The 21,233-nt window shown below is 72.3% G+C and carries 1 protein-coding gene; it reads right to left on the reverse strand.

Annotated elements, in window-relative coordinates:
- Window positions 1-32: 32 nt before the first annotated feature.
- The gene (locus CG747_RS13035; protein WP_100601857.1) at window positions 33-21,233 is read right to left on the reverse strand and encodes a non-ribosomal peptide synthetase; all 21,201 of its coding nucleotides are present in this window, start codon (window positions 21,231-21,233) and stop codon (window positions 33-35) included.

Here is a 21,233-nt window from a genome sequence, read left to right on the forward strand (position 1 = left end):
TCGTTCGGGAGGTTCGATCGGTTCGACCCGGTTCAATTGCTCCGGTCGGCCTCGCGAAGAAGGTCCGCCAGCAGACGGCCGATCTCCGCGGCTGGACGGTCGGCGAGCATGCCATCGTGAGTGGCGTGGACCGGGTGGACATCTATTCGGCCGGTGATGTGGGGCCGCCACAGGTCGGGCTCGCGCAGCCGCTCGCCGTCCGCCAGCTGCAGGGCCCGGCAGAAGACGAGGTCTCCATGGAAGACACGCGGCACATGGCGGCCGGCGATGCGGTCGTTGTTCACCAACGTCTCTTTCACAGCGCCGAGTTGCGTCGGGGTGAGCGTCATCAGCTCCTCCGGCGGCGTCAGGCCGTCGAGGAGTTCCGTCTCTGTGCGTCCGGGCTCCTCCGAGTCCCTCGGATAGGTGTCGAGCAGCATGAGCAGCTCGACGTCCTCGCCCGACTCCTGGAGCTGGACTGCCATCTCCTGGGTGACGAGCCCGCCGAACGACCACCCCACCAGGCGGTAGGGCCCGTGTGGCTGCACCTCCCGGATCCGGGCTACGTACCGTGCGGCCATATCGGGAAGGCTTCGTGCCATCTCCCCATGGCCGTCCAGCCCTGCCGCCTGGAGGCCGTAGACCGGCCGGCGGTCATCGAGGTGCCGCGCAAGATTGGCGTAGATCCAGCTCAGTCCGCCCAGGGGATGCATACAGAACACCGGGGTGCCGGGGCCACCCGTCCGCAACGGCAGCAGCATCGCCAGCGGGTCCTGCTCGGCTTTGTCCCCGGACCGCAACCGTACGGCCAGAGACGCGACGGTGGGTGCCTCGAACAAGGCCCGTACAGACAGCTTGACGTGCAGTGCGTGCTGTATGCGGGGAATGAGCCGGGCGGCCAGGAGCGAGTGACCGCCGAGCGCGAAGAAGTCGTCGTCGATCCCTACCTCGGGCAGGCCGAGCACGTCGGCGAAAAGGTCACACAGGGTGTGCTCGTCCTCGGTGGCCGGTGCCCGGCCGGTGCCGCGGGGTGTCCTGTCCGGGGCAGGCAGGGCGCCACGGTCCACCTTGCCGTTGGAGTTGAACGGCAGCTCCTGCAACCGGACGATGAATGCCGGTATGAGGTGTGCGGGCAGACGGGGCGCGAGTTGACGCCGCAGTTCGTCCGGATCGACGTCACCGGTGACGTAGGCGACGAGCGCCTCCTCGCGCAGCACGACCACGGCTCGGCGCACGCCCGGCCGTTCGGCGAGCGCCATCTCGATCTCGCCCGGCTCCACGCGGATGCCGCGGACCTTCAGTTGCTGGTCGGCGCGGCTGACGAAGTGCAGCCGTCCCTCGCGGTCCCACTTGACGAGGTCGCCGGTGCGGTACATCCGGGCGCCGGTCTCGTAGGGGTTCGGCACGAACCGCTGGGCAGTGAGGTCCGGCCGTCCTGCGTAACCACGGGTCACCTGGCCGCCGGCGATGTACAGCTCCCCCGGTACGCCTGGCAGGACGAGCCTGAGATCGGCGTCGAGCACGTACGCGCGGGTGTTGTCGATCGGCCGGCCGATAGTGACCAGGGGCCGGTCTCCTGGGTCCGTCTCCGGGTCCCAAACGGTAGCGTCGCAGGTCACCTCGGTGGAGCCGTACTTGTAGTGCAACGGGACGCCCCAGGCGGCCGTGCACCGGTCGTACAGGTCCCGGGACAGGGCTTCGCCGCCGACGAAAATCCGGCGCAGGCTCGCGAGCTCTTCCCGGCGGCCCTCGGCGAGCAGGGCCTCCAGCATCGAGGGCACGAAGTGCACGGTCGTGATGGAGTGCTGGGCGATCGTTCGGGCCAGGTAGTCCGGGTCGCGGTGCCCGTCGGGGTCGGCCACCACCGTGGTCGCACCCGCTTGGAACGGCCAGAACAGCTCCCACACAGACACCGTGAAGGCGGTGGGTGTCTTGTGCAGCACCCGATCGTCGGAAGTCAGTTGGTATGCGCGCTGCAGCCAGCGCAGGTGGTTGACCACCGAGGCCTGGGAGACGACCACGCCCTTTGGCCGGCCGGTCGAGCCGGAGGTGAACATGATGTACGCGGCGTTGTCCTGCCGCAGCGGGGCTGTCCGGTCGGCGTCCGTCGGGTCGGTGTCCGGGGCCACGGAGATGCGGGCGACGGTCGCCGGGTCGTCCAGGACCAGAACGGGTGCCTCCGGTGAGAGGCTCCTGGATTGCGCCACCGTGGTGATCACGAGGGCTACGTCAGCGTCCTGAAGCATTCCGGCCGTCCGCTCTGCCGGGTTGTCCGGGTCGACGGGCGTGTAGGCGGCGCCTGCCTTGGCCACCGCGTGTGCGGCAACCAGGAGTTCGAGCGAGCGCGGAAGGGCCAGAGCAACGACTGACTCAGGTCCGACTCCCTCGCCGATGAGCACGTGCGCCAGCCGATTCGCGTGGCGGTTGAGTTCGGCGTAGGTGACCGAGGTGTCTCCGGCGATCGCCGCGAGTGCATCTGGGCGGGCGGCGGCCGTTCGCTCGAACAGGCTCGCGAGCGTGGCGGGAGGGCCTTCGATCGCGGTGGCGTTCCACTCGCCGAGCAGGGCACGATGCTCGTCCGGCAGGAGAACCCCCAACTCGCCGATGGCCGTGTCCGGATCGTGTACCGCCCCCTCCAGCAAGAGCTTCAGCCGCTCACCCAGGCGGGCGACAGTCTCCTGGTCGAACAGCGCGGTGGCGTACTGGATCTCGCCGTGCACGCCGGCCGGGGCACCTTGTGCGTCGAACCGCTCGGTAAGGCTGAAGGAAAGGTCGAACTTGGCGGACGGAAGGCCCGCCGGGAGTGGCTCCACAGTCAGGCCGGGGAGTTCGAATGTGGCCTCGGCGTTGTTGCGGAACGACAGCATCACCTGGAACAGCGGGTGCCGGGCCGGAGACCTGGCCGGGTTCAGGGCCTCCACAATGTGCTCGAACGGCAGGTCCTGGTGTTCGAAGGCGTCCAGCGCGGTGCGGCGGACGCGGGCAAGCAGTTCAGCAAAGGCCGGATTGGCTGAGGTGTCGGTCCTCAGTACCAGCGTGTTGAGGAAGAACCCCACGAGGCCGTCCAGCGCCTCGTCCACGCGGCCCGCAGTGGGGACGCCGATGGGCAGGTCCTCGCCCGCGCCGAGCCGGGTGAGCAGTGCCGCGAGGCCGGCTTGGAGTGCCATGAACACGGTCACGCCATGCGCCTCGGCGACTTCGGCGAGCCTCTGGTGCAGCGCTGCACCGATCTCCAGGGGCACGGCCGCGCCAGTGCCCGTGGCGAAGGAGGTGCGGGGTCGGTCGACGGGCAGGTTCAGCTCCTCGGGAACACCCGCCAAGGCTTCGCGCCAATAGGCAAGTTGACGGCCGCCGTGGCTGTCGGGGTTGGCGGTGTCGCCGAGGACCCGGTGTTGCCACAGGGCGAAGTCGGCGTACTGCACTTGCAGGGGCACCCATCGCGTCGGTATCCCCTTCAACCGGGACTCGTAGGCGGTGGTCAGATCGCCGGCCAGCGCCCGCAGAGATTCGGCGTCCCCGGCGATGTGATGGAGAAGCAAGAGCAGTACCGCTTCATCGGCACTCTGCTTGAACAGCGAGATCTGCAGGGGAATTTCGGTGGTGAGGTCGAAGGCGTACGCCACCGCCTCCGCAATCAGATCCGGGACCTTCTCAGCGGTCGTGGGCCGTACAGTCAGCGGCGCCTCGATGCCGTCGGCCGGAAGGACGATCTGGTACGAGCCGTCCACGTCGTCGGCGAACACCGTGCGCAAGGTCTCGTGCCGAGCGATCACGTGGGTCAGCGCGGCGGCCAGCACGTCCGTGTCCAGCGGCCCGGTCAGGCGCAGGGCGAGCGGGATGTTGTACGTCGCCGACGGGCCCTCGTACTGGTGCAGGAACCACAACCGCTGCTGGGGGTAGGACAGCGGCAGTCGTTCGGGCCTGGGCCGGGCGGGCTCGACGGCGGGCCGCGCCACGGCGGCTCCGTCCAGTCGGACGGCCACGCCGGCTGGGGTGGCCGCCTGGAAGACCGCGCGCAGCGTCAGGTCGACACCCAGCACCGAACGAATGCGGCCGACCAGCCGGATCGCCCCGAGGGAATTTCCGCCGTGCTCGAAGAAGTCGTCATCGACCGAGACCTCGGGCACGCCGAGAACCTCGGCGAACAGCCGGCACAGAATCTCCTCACGCGGCGTCCTCGGCGCCCGGACAGTCCGCGGACCGTCGTCGTCCCCGTACGGTGCCAGATCGGTCGGCAGCGCCAATTCATCAGCCACGAAGATCTGGGCCGGTACTTGGTAGCCGGGCAGAGTCTCGGCGAGACGCGAACGCAGCGTGGATGCGCTGACGCGGTAGCCGGGAGCCGGGACGACCTGGGCGACCAACTGCCGACGGTCCGTGCCGCCGTCCACAGCGACTGCGGCCTCCTTCACCTCCGGTAGGCCCAGCAGGGCAGTACGCACCTCATGCAGATTCACCCGGAAGCCGCGCAAGGTCACCAGATCTTCGGCGCGGCCGAGCGGCTCAAGGCGCCCGTCCGCCGTGTACCGGGCCAGCTCACCCGTCCGGTACAGCCTGTCTCCGGACAGGTCGGCCGTGAACCGTGCGGCGTCGCCGGTGGCCTGTGCGCACAGGGCGAGGGCCCCCTCAGGTCCTGCAAGGTACAGCTCGCCGGGCACACCCGGCGGCACCGGGCGCCGGGAGGCGTCCAGAAGGTGCACCCGGACGTCTTCGGGCAGGCCGGGCCGGTCCTCGGCCGCCAGAAGCAGGGCGCCACGGTCCTCGACCGTCAGCACAGAGAGCTGGCTCAGCTGCGCGTCGGCGTCCGTCGCGACCTGGGAGAGCAGCTGGGCCAGCCGTTCTGCCAGCCGCTCCACCGAAATGCGGTTGAACAGGTCCACCGCGTAGACGAACTCGCCGTCGAGGGTGCCGTCCGGCCGATGGAGAAAGGACAGCGACAGGTCGAACTTGGCGGTGGGTACGGACAGCGGTTCCCCGGCCACCGCGACACCGGGCAGGTCGAGCGCGACCGGACCCCTGGTGTTGTCGAGCGTGAGGATGACCTGGACGACCGGCTCCTGCGCCGTGGAGCGCTCCGGCTTCAGCGCTTCCACGACCCGTTCGAACGGCACGTCCTGATGGGCGAAGGCATCCAAGTCGGTGTCGCGGACCCGGCGCAGCAGTTCGGCGAAGGTGGGGTCACCGCCGGTGTCGGTGCGCAGCGCCAGGGTGTTGACGAACAGACCGACGAGGTCGTGCACGGCCGCGTCTCCGCGCCCGGCCACGGGGGTGCCGATGACGACATCACCCCCCGCGCCGTGCCTGGCCAGCAGCGTCGCAAATGCGGCATGCAGGACCATGAACAGCGTGGCGTCGTGCCGACGGGCCAACACGGTGAGCCTCTCGTGCAGTTCTGCGGGGATCCGGAAGCTCACGGCCTCCCCTCGGCGGGAGGCGACAGCGGGACGGGGCCGGTCGGTCGGCAGCGGCAGCTGGGCCGGGGCACCGGACAGCGCCTCCGTCCAGTGCCGCAGCTGGCGCGCGATTTCACTGCCGTCGTCACTCTCGGACCCGAGGGCTCGGCGCTGCACGAGCGCGAAGTCGGCGTAACCCACCTCCATCGGCGCCCACTTGGGGGCACTTCCGGCCAGCCGTGCCGCGTATGCCTGGCTCAGGTCGCGGGACAGTGGGGCCATCGACATCGCGTCGACGGCGATGTGGTGCACCACCAGGACCAGGACGCGCTCGCTCGCGGAGAGAGTAAGACACCAGGCCCGCAGCGGCCCGGTGCGTACGAGGTCGAACCGATGCCGAGCGGCTTCGGCCAGCTCTTCGGGCAGCTTCTCCTCCGTGACGGTCCGCACGGTGAGCTCTGGCACGGCGGCGTCAGCCGGCAGGACGACCTGCCGGGGGCCTTCGGCGTCGCTCGTATAGACCGTACGCAGCGGCTCATGCCGGGCGACGACGTCGGCCAGTGCGGCGCGCAGTGCCGCGAGATCCACCTCGCCGGTCAGACGCAGTGCCACAGACACGTTGCAGGCGTCGGACGGCCCATCAAGGACGTGCAGGAACCACATACGTTCCTGGGCGTACGACAGCGGCAGCCGGTCGGGACGCACGGCGGCGGTGATCCGTTCGGGCCGCGCGGCCTCGGGCAGCGTCTCGGCGAGCGCGGCCACGTTCGGCGTGTCGAGGAGCTGGCGGAGTGCGACGCGGACCCCGAGTTCAGCACGGATGCGGTTGGCCAGGACAGTGGCCAGCAGCGAATGGCCGCCGAGCGCGAAGAAGTCGTCGTGGACCGACACCTCAGGCATGCCGAGAACCTCGGCGAACAGCCTGGACAGAGCCTCCTCGCGGGCAGTAAGCGGACCGCTTCCCGGCGTGTGCACGGCCTGGGGCGCCGGCAGGGCCCTGTGGTCGAGCTTGCCGTTGGGGGTCAGAGGAATCGCGTCCATCTCGACGAACGCCGACGGGACGAGGTATTCGGGCAGCGAGGCGGCGAGCGCCCCCCGGACCGAATCGACCGACAGGGCCGGCCCGGCGGGGACGATGTACGCGACGAGCCTCAGGTCGCCCGGCCGGTCCTCGCGTGCAACCACCGCCGCGGCGGTGACCTCGTCGAGGGCGGTCAACGCTGCCTCGATCTCACCCGGTTCCACCCGGTAACCCCGGATCTTGACCTGGTCGTCGACGCGTCCGGCGTACTCCAGCACCCCGGCCCGGTTCCAGCGGGCCCGGTCGCCCACCCGGTACATCCGGGCGCCGGGCGGGCCGTACGGGTCGGCGACGAACCGCTCGGCGCTCTGACCGGGCCGCCCGGCGTAGCCGCGGGCGAGTCCGGCGCCGGCGAGGTACAGCTCGCCCCACACCTCGTCGGGGACCGGCTGGAGGTGCTCGTCGAGCACGTACACCCGCGCGCCCCCGATGGGGCGGCCGATGGGCACCGGCCCCGCGGCGAGGTCGTCGTACGGTTCGAGCCGGTGGACGACACAGCCGACGGTCGCCTCCGTGGGACCGTACTCGTTGATCACCACGGCCTTTGGGTGCCGGTCGCGCCACGCCTGCAGGGCGGTGCCGTCGAGTGCCTCGCCGCCGACGACCAGGTTCCGGGCGTCGCTGACGTGGTCGGGCAGTGATTCCAGCAGCCGCAGATGGCTGGGGGTGACCTTGAGCAGGTCGGGGGTCGGTGTGTCGTCGTCCAGTTCCCCGAGCCGCACCCGGCCGCCCGTGACCAAAGGTGTGAACAGCGTGGTCACCGGCATGTCGAAGGCGAGGGAGGTGTGTACCAGGGACTCGCCCGTCGCGGCCGGGTACATCGCCGCGGCCTCGCTCAGATAGGCGGCGAGCGAACCGTGTTCGACGACCACTCCCTTCGGGCGGCCGGTCGAACCGGAGGTGTAGATCAGGTAGGCGGCCTGGTGGGGGTGGACGGGCAGGCCCAGGTCGCTGTCGGGGAAATGGTCCAGGCCGGCCGGGAAGGTCTCCGCGTCGAGCACGATCCGCGCGCCCGCGTCAGCGACCAGCGCGTCGATCCGCGCCTGCGGGTTGGCCGGGTCGACCGGCAGATAGGCCGCCCCGGTCTTCAGGACCGCGAGCAGCGCCACGACCACCTCCGGGCGGCGCGGCAGCACCACGGCGACGACGGTCTCCGGTCCGGCGCCGAGCGCGATCAGGTGCCGGGCGAGCCGGCTCGCCCGGCGGTTCAGCTCGTCGTACGTCAGCTCGGTGCCGTCCGTACCGTCCTTACCGTCCGAGACGACGGCCACGGCGTGCGGGGTGCGTGCCACCTGCGCCTCGAACATCTCCGGCAGCGACACCTCCGGCAGCGGCCGGGCGGTGCCGCCCCGCCGGACGAGCGCGTCCTCGCGTTCGGCGGGGGTGAGCAGGGGCAGGGCGTGCAGGGGACGCGCCGGGTCGGCGGTCGCCTCCTCCAGCAGGCGCAGATAGCGGGCGGCGACGCTCTCGGCGGTGGCGTGGTCGAACAGGTCCGAGGCGTACTCGACCCATCCGGACCAGCCGCCCTCGCGGCTCTCGGTGAGCGTCAGCGACAGGTCGAACTTGGCACGGTCACCGGGCACGTCCCCGACGGTCACCTCAAGTCCGCACAGCGTGGGTGCGATCGCCTCCTGATTGACCGTCAGCATGACTTGGAACAGGGGGTGCCGGGAGCGTGAGCGCGCCGGGTTGAGGACCTCGACCAGCTGCTCGAACGGCACGTCGTTGTGGTCGTACGCCGCCACGTCCGCCGCTCGCACCCGGTCGAGCAGTTCCTCGAACGTGGGGGCGCCGGAGGTGTCGGTGCGCAGCACCAGTGTGTTGGCGAACAGCCCGACAAGGTCTTCGAGCGCGGTGTCCGGGCGGCCTTCCACGGGCGTTCCGATCACGATGTCGTCGCCGGCGCCCAGCCGGGTCAGCAGGGTGACGAGCGTGGCGTGCAGCACCATGAAGGCACTGGCGCCCTGGTCACGGCCGAGCGAGTCGATACGGTCCCGCAGTGCGGCCGGCACCGTGAAGGGCACCGTGCCACCGCGCTGGGACGCGAGGGCGGGCCGGGGCCGGTCCGTGGGCAGCTCGATCTGGTCCGGGATCCCGGCCAGCTCCCTCGTCCAGAAGTCGACCCGGTCGGCGGGCAGTTCCCGCTCCCACAGCGCGTAGTCGGCGTACTGGACGGGCAGCGGAACCCAGTCGGGGGCGCGGCCTGCGAGGCGGGCGGCGTAGGCCGTGGAGAGGTCCTCGGCGAGGGGCCGCATGGACGCGCCGTCGCCCGCGATGTGGTGCAGGACCAGCAGCAGGACGTGTTCACGTTCCCCGTCGGTGAACAGCACGGCGCGGACGGGCAGCTGGTGGTCCAGGGAGAACGGCATCCGGGCGGCCTCCGCCACCCCCGCGTCGAATTCGGCCGGGTCGAACGACCGGATCGCGAAGCGCGGCTCCGTGTCGACGACGACCTGGTGCGGCCCCTCCGGCTCCTCGGCGATCACCGTGCGCAGCACTTCGTGCCGCCGTACCAGGTCTCCGAAGGCGTCCCGCAGGGCGTCCCGGTCGAGGGTGCCGGTCATCCGCAGGACGACGGGGATGGTGTACGTCTGCGACGAGCCGTCGAGCCGGTCGAGGAACCACATCCGCCGCTGCGCCGCCGACAGGGGTATCCGGTCGGGGCGTTCGCGCCGGACGAGCGGGGGCCGCGCGGCCCCCGTCGGCCGCCCCGACAGCAGCCCGGCGAGTCCGGCGACGGTCGCGTGCTCGAAGACCTCCCGGATGGACAGCTCGGCACCGAAGTCGGCTCGGACGCGGTTGACCAGCCGGGCGACGAGCAGGGAGTGGCCGCCGAGGCGGAAGAAGTCGTCGTCCGCGCCCACCTCGGGTACGCCGAGGACGGCGGCGACGAGGTCCGCCACGCGCCGCTCCGTGCCCTCGGCGGGCGGTCGGCCCGAGCCCTCGGCGCTGAGGTCCGGGGCCGGCAGCGCCGTGCGGGCGATCTTGCCGTTGGCGGTCAACGGCAGGGTCTCCAGCACGACGAAGGCGGCGGGGACCATGTAGTCGGGCAAGGCCCGCGCGGCAGCGGCGCGCAGGGCGGCCGGGTCCGCCGGGCGATCCCGCTCCGGCACCACGTAGGCGACGAGACGCTTGTCGCCGAGGGTGTCCTCGCGGACCACGACGGCGGCCGCGTCGATCCCGGGCTGGGCCGTCAGGACGGCCTCCACCTCGCCGAGTTCGATGCGGAAGCCGCGGATCTTCACCTGGTCGTCGACCCGGCTGACGAACTCCAGCAGTCCCGCGGCCGTCCAGCGGGCGAGGTCACCCGTGCGGTACATCCGGGATCCGGGCGGGCCGAACGGGTTGGCGACGAAGCGCCCGGCGGTCAGGCCGGGGCGGCCGTGGTAGCCGCGGGTGACGAGGTCACCGGCGACGTAGAGCTCGCCGGCGGTGCCGACGGGCGCCGGGCGCAGCAGTGCGTCAAGCACGTACATCCGCGTGTTCCATGCGGGGGTGCCGATGGTGATGACGCCGGGCGGGACGGGGTCGCCGGGTTCGATACGGAACAGGCTGCACCCGACGGTGGTCTCGGTGGGGCCGTACTCGTTGAGGACGGTCGCCCCGGGGTGCCGGGCTCGCCAGGCGTCCAGTACGTCGCCGAGCAACGACTCGCCGCCGAGGACGAGTTGGCCTCCGGGCGAGTACTCCTCCGGCACCACGCCGAGCAGGTGCAGATGACTGGGGGTGGCCTTGACGAAGTCGGGCCGGGTGACATGGGCGTCCGGGTCGGGGCCGCTCGCCGTCCAGCGGACCAGTTCCACGGTGCCGCCGGAGATCAGCGGGCCGAACATGCCGGTGGCGGTGAGGTCGAAGGAGACCGGCGAGTGCACCAGGACGCGTCGGCGCAGGCTCTCGTACTCGTGCGTCGCCCAGGCCAGGTAGGCGACCAGCGAGCGGTGCTCGACGACGACCGCCTTGGGGCGCCCGGTCGAGCCTGAGGTGAAGATGACGAATGCGGCGTGCTCGGGCCGCCGGACCACTCCGATGAGCGGGGCGGACGGCTGTTCCGCGATCGCCGGGGCGTCCGGGAGCACGACCGGGGTATCCGTCAACGACCGTACGATGTCCGCGAGTTCAGCCGTCGTGACCACGGCCGCCGGCGCGATGTCCCGCAGCATGAAGCCGAGCCGGTCGGCCGGGTGCGCGGGGTCGAGCGGCAGATAGCCGGCGCCGGCCTTGAGGGCGGCCAGCAGGGTCACCGGGAGGTGTTCGGAGACCGGCATCAGCACGGCGACGTACCGCTCGGGACCGGCACCGAGGCCGGTCAGGTGCCGGGCCAACCGGTTGGCCCGGGCGTCGAGTTCGGCGTACGACAGCTCGGTCGTGCCGAAGACGACGGCCGGGGCGTCCGGGGTACGGGCGGCCTGGGCCTCGATCAGCTCGGTGAGGGTCTGCGACGGCACCTCGTGGTCGGTGGCGTTCCACTCGGTGAGCAGCAGGCGCCGTTCGTCGTCGTGGACGAGGTCGAACTCCCTTACCGGGCGGCCCGGTTCAGCGGTGACGGCGGTGAGCAACCGGGTGAAGCGCTCCGCGACACGGGCGGCCGAGTCGCGGTCGAACAGGTCGGTGGCAAACTCCAGGAGCCCGCTCACCCCGCCCTCGGGCCGCTCGGTGAGGAAGAACGACAGGTCGAACTTGGCGGCGGGCGAGGCCACCGGCTGCACGCGCGCCGACACTCCGGGCAGGTCGACGGCGAGGTCGAGAGCCGTCTGCTGGTCGGCGTTGTTGAAGTTCAGCCCCGTCTGGAACAGCGGGTGCCGGGCGGTGGAGCGCACCGGGTTGACCGCCTCCACGACCCGCTCGAACGGCACGTCCTGGTGGGCGTAGGCCGCGAGGTCCCCGGCCCGTACCCGGCGCAGCACCTCGGTGAAGTCGGGGTCGCCGGTGAGGTCGGTGCGCAGGACCAGGTTGTTGGCGAAGAAGCCGACGAGCGGCGCCAGGGCGTCGTCCGTGCGGTTGGCGACGGGTGAGCCGATAACGATGTCATCGCCCGCGCCGAGCCGGTGCAGCAGGGTGGCGAGGGCCGCGTGCACGACCATGAAGGCGGTCGTGTGGTGCTCCCGGGCAAGCCGGACCAGGGCCTCGTGGACCTCGGGTGCGACGGCGAACGGCACCGTGTCGCCCCGGTGGGTGGGAACGGCGGGCCGAGGCCGGTCGGAGGGCAGCTCCATCTGCTCGGGCAGCCCCGTGAGCGTGCTGCGCCAGTGGTCGAGCTGCCGGGAGAGAACGCTGTCCGGGTCGTCGGCCGCGCCGAGTGTCCGCCGCTGCCATACCGCGAAGTCGGCGTACTGGAGCGGCAGTTGGGCCCAGTCGGGACCTTCTCCCCGGGTCCGGGCCGCGTAGGCGGTGGCGAGGTCGCGGGCGAGCGGGGCCATGGAGGCGCCGTCGCCGGCGATGTGGTGCAGGACAAGTAGCAGTACGTACTCGTTCGCGCCGAGGTCGAACAGGGCGGCACGGAACGGAGCCTGGGTGGTGAGGTCGAACGGAGTGCGGACCGCCTGCGCCAGGCGGGCGGCGAGCCCCTCCTCGTCGATGTCCATGACACTCAGCGGCGGCACGGACGGCAGGACGACCTGGTGGGGCCCCTGTCCGTCCTCCGCGAAGACCGTGCGCAGTGCCTCGTGCCGTCGCGTCAGGTCGTCCAGGGCGGCGGTGAGCGCGGCGACGTCGAGGTCGCCGGTCAGCCGCAGCGCGACGGGCAGGTTGTAGGTCGGGGACGGGCCCTCGAAGCGGTGCAGGAACCACAGCCGTTCCTGGGCGTACGACAGCGGCAGACGCCCCTCCCGCGGTTGTGCCGTGACGCCGGAGCGACGCGGTCCGCTCCCTGCCAGCCGGGTCGCGAGCTTGGCCACGGTCGTCGCCTCGAACAGCACCGACAGTTCGATGTCGGTGTCGAGTGCCGCGCGGATGCGGCCGGCCAGCCGGGTCACCAGCAGGGAGTGGCCGCCGAGTGCGAAGAAGTCGTCGTCGATCGAGACCTCGGCCACGCCGAGCACCTCGGCGAACAGCCCGCACAGGATCTCCTCCTGCGGGGTCCGCGGCCCGCGCCCGCTGGTGTGCGCGAGGTCGGGGACCGGGAGGGCGTTGCGGTCGAGCTTGCCGTTCGGGGTGAGCGGCAGCACGTCCAGGGGGACGATCTGGGCCGGGACCATGAACTCGGGCAGCCGGGCGGCGAGCCGGTCGCGGATGTCGTCGGCGGCGTCGAGCGGGGCGCTCGGGTCGGTGGGGACGACGTAGCCGACGAGCCACTGGCCGTGTACGGCCGCGGCCGCCTGGGCGACGGCCGGGTGGTCGGCCAGGGCGTCCTCGATCTCGCCGAGCTCGACGCGGAAACCGCGCAGTTTGACCTGGTTGTCGGCGCGGCCGAGGTATTCCAGCTCGCCGTCCGCCGTCCAGCGCGCCACATCGCCCGTGCGGTACATGCGGGATCCGGGCGGGCCGTAGGGGCTCGCGACGAACCGTTCGGCGGTCAGGGCGGGCCGGTCGAGGTAGCCGCGCGCGAGCTGGACGCCGTGGCAGTACAGCTCGCCGGGCACGCCCGGCGCGACCGGGGCCAGGTCGGCGTCCAGCACGTACATGCGGGTGTTGGGTACGGGGCCGCCGATCAGCACGGTGCCGGTGTCCTGGCCGGCCGGCCAGGTGGTGACGTCGACGGCGGCCTCGGTCGGGCCGTAGGCGTTGAGGAGCACGGCGTCCGCGTCCTCGTGGAAGCGCCGTACCAGCTCGGCGGGGAGTGCCTCGTCACCGGAGACGACCAGGCGCACCGAGTGCGGCAGCCGGGTCTCGGCGAGGTAGGCGCCCAGCATCGAGGAGCTGAGGTGGACGACCGTGACGTGTTCCTCGCTCATCAGCCGCTCCAGGTAGAGCGGGTCGCGGTGGCCGTCGGGGCGGGCGACCACGAGGGTGCCGCCGTGGGTGAGGGTCCAGAAGACCTCCCACACCGACACGTCGAAGCTGACGGGTGTGGACTGCAACACCCGGTCGGCGGCCGTCAGTTCGTGGTCGCGCTGCATCCACCACAGGCGGTTGGCCATGCCTGCGTACGTGTTGACGGTGCCCTTGGGGCGGCCGGTGGAGCCGGAGGTGTAGATGACGTAGGCGGCGTTGTCGCCGTGGCCGGGCACCCGCGGGTTCTCCTCGGTGTCCCCGCAGTCGGGACCGATCCGGTCGAATCCGTCCACGTCCCGGTCGGAGACGAGCAGGGTCGCGCCGGAGTCGGCGAGGATGTACGCGATCCGGTCGGCCGGGTAGCCGGTGTCGATGGGCACGTACGCGGCGCCCGCCTTCAGCACCGCCCACAGGGCCACGATCAGGTCCACCGAGCGCGGCAGCATCACCGCGACCCTGGACTCGGGGCCCGCACCCCGGCCGCGCAGGGCGTGCGCCAGACGGTTCACGCGGGTGTTCAGCTCGCCGTAGGTGAGGCGCTCGCCCTCGAAGGAGACCGCCTCGGCGTCCGGGTCCTGCGCCTCGAAGCGCTCCACGATCGAACGCCCGTCGTCCCACGCGAGGCCGGTGTCGTTCCAGCCGTGCAGCACCAGGGCGCGGTCCTCGGCGCCCAGCACGTCCACCTCGGACAGCCGCTGCGCGGGGTCGGCGGTGACGCACTCCAGTACCCGCACGAAGCGGGCGGCGAAGCTCTCCGCCGTCCGGCGGTCGTACAGGTCGGTGGCGTACTCCAGGCGGCACAGCAGCCCGCCGCCTTCGTGGACGTGGCAGTCGAAGTGCACGTCGAACTTGGCGTTGCCGCTGGTCACCGCGCCGGTTTCGGCGGTCAGACCGGGCAGCTCGAAGCGGGCCTCGGTGAGGTCCAGCCAGGCCAGCATCACCTGGAAGAAGGCATGCCGGGAGCGGGAGCGCTCCGGGTTCAGCTCCTCCACGAGCCGCTCGAACGGGACGCCCTGGTGGGCGTAGGCGGCCAGGCCGGTCTCTCGGACGCGCACCAGCAGCTCCTCGAAGGCCGGGTCCCCGGAGGTGTCCATGCGGTAGACGAGGGTGTTGATGAACACGCCGACCACGTCGTCGAGCACCGAGTCGGGCCGGTCCGCGATCACACCGCCGAGCGGGATGTCGTCGCCCGCTCCGAGCCGCGTCAGCAGCAGGGACACGGCGGCCTGGAGGATCATGAACGGCGTGCTGCGGGTACGGCCGGCGAGGTCCAGCATCCGCTGATAGAGGTCCGGGCCGACGTGGAACTCCACGTGGTCGCCGCGGTGGGTGGCCACCGCCGGGCGCGGCCGGGCGCCGGGGAAGCTGACCTCGGGCGGCAGACCGTCGAGGCGCTCCTTCCAGTAGTCGATCTGGCGCGGCAGGTCCGCCGCGAGCGTCTCCCGCTGCCAGATCGCGAAGTCCGGGTACTGGACGGCCAGTTCGGGGAACTCCGGCGCGTCGCCGTCGAGCCGGGCCCGGTAGGCGGCGGACAGGTGCTCGGCGAGCGGGCGCAGCGAGGCTCCGTCGGCAGCGATGTGATGCACCACGAGCAGCAGGACGTGGGTGTCGGGTCCGGTCGGGTAGAGGGTGGCCCGCAGGGGCAGGTCACGGGTCAGGTCGAAGGGGCGGGCCGCGGAGGCGGCCAGGTCGGGGGCGGGGCCTGCGTCGCTTACGACTTCCATGGCGAAGCCGGTGTGCGGGGGCAGGACGATCTGGTGCGGACCGTCGGCGTCCTCCGGGTACACCGTGCGCAGCGCCTCGTGGCGGGCGACGAGGTCGGCGAGCGCGGCGCCGAGCGCGTCCGCGTCGAGGGAACCGGCGAGCCGGATCTGGATCGGGATGTTGTACGTCCCCGAGGCGCCCTGGAGCCGCTGGAGGAACCACATGCGTTCCTGGGCGAAGGACAGCGGGACGCGGCCGGGCCGTTCCTCGGCCGTGATGCGTTTGGCCTGCGGGGCCTGCCCGGTCAGCCGTTCGGCGACACCTGCGACGGTCGGCCCTGCGAAGACGTCCCGCAGGGACAGGTCGACGCCGAACTCGTCACGCACCCGGTGGACGAGGCGGATCATCAGGATCGAGGTGCCGCCGAGCGCGAAGAACTCGTCGTGGAGGCCGACCCGTTCGACGTCGAGCACCTCGGCGACGAGGGCGCACAGCTTCCGCTCCTCGGGCGATCGGGGCTCGCCGCCCGTGACGGCGGTGGCCGCCTGCACGGGAGCGTCGGCCGTGCGGACGCCGGTGACCAGCAGCCGGTCCGCTTCGCTCAGCGCGGTCAATTCACCGGCCGGGACGTCGAGTCCGGTCGCCGCGCTGCCCACCAGGTCGGCCAGATGAGCGGCGATCCGGGTGACAGCCGGCGTGTCCAGGGCGCCGGTGAGGTAGGAGAACCTCAGCCGCAGCCGCTCCCCGGGGAAGACGGACAGGCTTACCGGGTAGTGGGTGCGCTCGACGAGTTCGGCGTGGGCGAGGCGCAGTCCGCCGGCCTCGATGCCGTCTTCCATCGGGTAGTTCTCGAAGGCGACGACGGTGTCGAACAGCGCGTCGAAGCCGGACGAGCGGGTCATCTCCGCCAGTGATGCCTGCTGGTGGGCGTCGAGCGAGCGCTGCTCGTTCTGGAGCCGGGCCAGCAGCGCCGCCAGCGGCTCGTCCCGGTCGATCCGCACCCGGACCGGCAGGGTGTTGACGAACAGCCCGACCATTGAATCCGCGCCGGGCAGCTCGGGCGGGCGCCCGGAGACGGTCGCGCCGAACACGACGTCGTCGCGGCCGGTGAAGGCGCTCAGCAGCAGGCCCCACAGGCCCTGCACGACGGTGTTGAGGGTGAGCCGGTGCGCACGGGCCGTCGCCGACAGGGCTTCGGTCAGCGTCTCGGACAGGACCAGCTCATGGACGTCGTGTCCGCCGGGAGCGCGGTCGGCGGGGGTGCGGTCGGCGGGGGTGCGGTCGGCGGGGGCGAGCCGGGTGGGCGCGGCCAGGCCACCGAGATGCTCGCGCCACGCCTCCGCGGACGCGGCGTGATCCTTGCGGTCGAGCCAGGCCAAGTAGTGGCGGTACGGGGCGGCCGGTGGCAGTTCGGTCCCGCCGTACAGGGTGAACAGCTCGCGTACCAGCAGCGGCAGGGACCAGCCGTCCAGCAGCAGGTGATGGTGGGTCAGGACGAGGCGGTTCCCGAGAACGGTGAACCGCAGCAGGGGCGGCCGTACGACACTGAAGCCACGCTCCCGGTCACGGGCGAGGAACGCCTCCAGGTCGTCCTCGTCGCGCTCCTCCCAAGGCACCCTGACGTCGGCGGGGACCACCTGCACGGGGGCGCCCGCCGAGCGGCTGCGGAAGGCGGCGCGCAGGTTGGGGTGGCGGTGCAGCAGTGCGGTGGCGGCGGCCCGCATGCGAGCGGGGTCGAAGCCGCCGTCGATCTCCAGGACGAGCTGCCCGACATACGGGTCGTCGGACTCGTACAGCGCGAGGAAGAGCAGGCCCTCCTGGAGCGGGGAGAGGGGCAGGACGTCGGTGGCGCCGCGGAACCGGTCCAGTTCCTCCTGGGTGATCCGGACGTGAGGTACGTCGGAGACGGTGAGTCCGCCTCCCGTGTGCGCGGCGAGTTCGGCGAGGGCGGCGGTCCATGCCTCGGCGAGGGCGCGTACGTCGGTCTCCGTGAGGACGCCCGAGGGGTAGGTCCACTCGGCGGTGAGTTCGCCGGCCCGGACGTGGAGGTCGATCTGGAGGGCGTGGGTGAGTGCGAGAGAGTCGTCGGCGAGCAGTTCCACGGCCGTCTCGCCGTCGGCGAGGCGCCAGCCGCCGAGGTCCTGGGCGTCCAGGCGGCCCAGGTAGTTGAAGGAGATCTGGGGTGCGGGCAGCCCGGTGAGCCGGTCGCGGAGCAGGTCGTGGCCCCGGCCGCCGTGCGGGATGGCGCGCAGCTCCTCCTTGGTGCGCTTGATCAGCGCGGGACCGGTCCCGGTGCCGGGGGCGAGGCGCACCGGGTGGATGCGGGTGAACCAGCCGACGGTGGTGGACAGGTCCATGCCGTCGGGCAGGTGGTCGCGGCCGTGGCCCTCCAGGTCGACCAGGACCGGTCCTTCGCCCCGGTGGCGCTGTACGGCGGCCGAGAGCGCGGCGAGCAGGATGTCGTCCGGGGTGGCCCGGTAGGCGGTCGGCAGGGTGGTCAGCAGGGTGGCGGTGAGGTCGGCCGGGACGGTGACGGTGACCGAGCGGGCGGTACCGTGGACGTCCTGGGCGGGATCGAGGCGGCGGGCGCCGAGGACGGGCTCCGGCGTGGCCAACACCTCGGTCCACAGCGGGAGTTCATCGGCTGATGCCTCCAGGTGCGCGGCCCAGCGGCGCAGGGAGGTTCCGGCCGGGGACAGTTCGCCGCCGGCGAGCGCCTCGGCGAGGTCGGCCAGCAGGATGCGCCAGGACACGCCGTCGACGACCAAGTGGTGGAGAACGAGCAGCAGTTGACCGGACTCGAACCACACGGCCCGGACCATCACACCGTCGTCGGGGGACAGCGCCTGGCGGGCGGCCTCCTTGTGCGCGGCCACGTCCTCGCCGCCTTGGGCCCGGGTCAGGCAGTCCCCGGCCCGTACGGCGCCCACGGGCCGGGTGTGCCGGCCGCGCATGCGCAGGGCGTCGTGGCGGTCGAGGACGAGCTGGAGAGCCGTGCCGAGGCGCTCGTACGACAGCTCGGGCCCGGTGGCGAGGAGGAGGGACTGGGCGAACCCGGCGGTGGGGCCGCCGCGTTCGGCGAGGCGTCGGGCCATCGGCGTCTCGGGGAGCTCGCCGACCGGGTCGTCCTCGGCGGACGCGGGTGCCGGTGCCGTGGCGGCTACGGTGGCGAGCCGGGCGACAGTCGGGTGGTCGAAGACGTCCTGGGCGGTGAGGTGCAGGCCCTGGCGGCGGGCGCGGCTGACCAGCTGGATGGCGTGGATGCTGTCGGCACCGAGGGCGAACAGGTCCTCGTCCACGCCCAGGCCGGGACGGCCCAGCAGGTCGGCGGCGAGGGAGTGCAGCGCATGCTCGGTGGCGGTCCCGGGGGCGCGGCCGCTGACCGGCTGGGCCGGGGCGGGCAGGGCGCGCCGGTCGATCTTGCCGTTGGGGGTCACCGGGATCGACGGCAGGACACGCACGTCCACGGGCACCATGTGGGCGGGCAGCCGGTCCGCGCTCCAGGCCCGCGGGGCGGCTTCCGGGGTACCGGTCACGTAGCCGAAGAGCTGGCGGGCGCCCGCCGCGGAGTCCTGGACGAGGACCACGGCCTGTGTGACGCCGGGCACCGTCGCCAGAACGGCCTCGACCTCGGCGGGTTCGACGCGCTGGCCGTTGATCTTGATCTGGTCGTCGGCGCGTCCGACGAACTCCAGGTCGCCGTCGGCCCGTCGGCGCACCAGGTCGCCGGTGCGGTACATGCGGCCGCCGGCCGGGCCGTGGGGGTCGGCGACGAAGCGCTCGGCGGTCGGGCCGGGGCGGTCGAAGTATCCGCGGGCGAGCTGGACGCCGGCCAGGTACAGCTCGCCGGTCACGCCGTCCGGGACCGGTTGCAGGGCCGGATCGAGCACGTAGGCCCGGGAGTTGTGGGTGGGCGTGCCGATCGTGACGGGCACGCCGGGGGCGGTGGCGTGGGAGGTGGCGGTCACCGAGAACTCGGTGGGGCCGTAGGAGTTGTGGAGCCGGGCGCCGCACTCGCGGTGGAAGCGGTCGGCAAGCCCGGCGGGCAGGGCCTCGCCGCCACAGCTGACCATGCGGAGGGACTCGACGGGAACGTACTCGTCGAGGAACGGGCCGAGCATCGCCGGGACGAAGTGGAGGACGGTGATCCGGTCGTCGCGGACCAGCCGGGCCAGGTAGGCGGGGTCGCGATGGCCGTCGGGGCGGGCGACGACCAGGGTCGCGCCGCGGGTGAGGGTCCAGAACACCTCCCATACCGACACGTCGAACCCGACCGGGGTCTTGTGCAGGACCCGGTCCGCCGGGGTGAGCCGGTACTCGTCCTGCATCCAGGCGAGCATGTTGGCGATGCCGGCGTGGGTGACGACGGCGCCCTTGGGGCGGCCGGTGGTGCCCGAGGTGTGGATGACGTAGGCGGCGCTGTCCCCCCGCGGGGCGACGCCGGGGCCGGTCTCGGGCTTGCCCTCGCCGAGGGTCCGTACGTTCTCCTCGTCGATCACGAAGCACGTGCGGGAGTCGGCGAGGACGTACGCGATCCGGTCGGCCGGGTAGCCGGTCTCGACGGGCACGTACGCGGCGCCGGTCTTCAGCACCGCCCACAGCGCGACGACCAGGTCGAGCGAGCGGGGCAGCCGTACCGCCACCCGCGACTCCGGTCCGACGCCCTGCTCCCGCAGGGCGTGCGCGAGGCGGTTCACCCGGGCGTCGAGTTCGCCGTACGTCAGCCGCTCGCCCTCGAAGACGACGGCCTCGGCGGCCGGGTCCTGCGCCTCGAACAACTCCACCAGGGAGCGCGGGTCGGTCGGGTGGGCGGTGTCGTTGCGGGCGTGGAAGCGCTCCCGTTCCGTGTCGTCGAGCAGGTCGAGGGCGCCGATGGGCAGGTCGGGGTGCTCGGTGGCGGTGGTGAGGAGGCGTAGGTAGCGGTCGCGGTGGGCGGCGGACGTCTCGGGGGTGAAGCGGCCGGGGTGGGCGTTCACGGTGAGTTCGATGCCGTCGCCCGCCTCGGGGTCGCCGTACGCGTGCAGGGCGAGGTCGCGCACCGGGCCGGCGGCCAGCTGGTGTGCCTCGGCCCGGACGGTCCCGAAGGGCAGGCGGGCGGCGGCGAAGGAGAGGACGTTCACGGACGGGCCGCCGAGGCTGCCCGGGTGGGCGGTGGCTGCCAGGTCGCGGCGGAGTCGGTCGTGCGGGTACCGCTGGTGCCGGGTGGCCTCGGCGAGGCGGGCGGCGACCCGGTCGAGCAGTTCGGTGAAGGTCGTCGAACCGTCGACGCGTATCCGGAGCGGGACGTCGTTGACGAGCATGGCCGGTGTCGCCAGGGCGTGCGGGCTGAGGCGGCCGGCCATGAAGACCCGGACGAGGACGTCGTGGGCGCCGGTGACACGATGGGTGTGGGCGGCCACGGCGGCGATCACCGGTAGGGACCAGCGGGACCCGGTGAGCCCGCGCACGCGCAGGGCGGTCTCCTCGGGCAGCCGGGCCCGCGCGCCGGGCAGGCTGAGCGCGAGGCCGGTGGCGCCGGAGCCGAGGTCGGTGGATTCCGGCAGGTCGGCGAACTCCCGCTGCCAGTAGGCGCCGTCGCGCTCCCCGCGGACGGAGCCGAGGTAGGCGTTCTCCTCGTCCAGGACCTGGCCCAGGGTGCCGAAGCCGCTCGCGGGCGGTTGCTCACCGGCGGCGAGTGCCGTGTAGACCTCCAGCAGGCGTCGGCAGTGCAGGACCTGTCCGTAGCCGTCGAGCAGGATGTGGTGGTAGCGGAAGTGGAACCAGTGCCGCTCGGGACCGAGCCGCAGCAGCGTGTACTGGAACAGCCGGTCGCCGGTGACCGGGACGGGCCGGGCCTGGTCGGCGTCGATCCAGGCCCGGGCGGCCCCGTCCGGGTCGGTCTCGCCGCTCAGGTCGACGTACGCCAGCTCCCCCGTGACGGACGGGTCGACGGTCTGCCCGACCGTTGCTCCGTCGTCGCGGAAGCGGACCCGCAGGGCCTCGGTCTCGGCCACGGCCTGCTCCACCGCCCGGGCCAGCAGGACGCGGTCCACCGGTCCGGGGACGTCGAAGTAGATGCCGCAGGTGAACAAAGGGCTGTCGGGGGCGAGGCGCTGGGCGACCCACACCCCGTGCTGGGCAGCCGTCAGGGGGAGCGCAGTGTTCAT

Source organism: Streptomyces sp. CB02959, from assembly GCF_002803155.1.
Classification (GTDB): Bacteria; Actinomycetota; Actinomycetes; order Streptomycetales; family Streptomycetaceae; genus Streptomyces.

Excerpts from the sequence above, each read along its gene's own strand:
- CG747_RS13035 (WP_100601857.1), bottom strand. The coding sequence starts at position 21,233 with ATGAACACTGCGCTCCCCCTGACGGCTGCCCAGCACGGGGTGTGGGTC.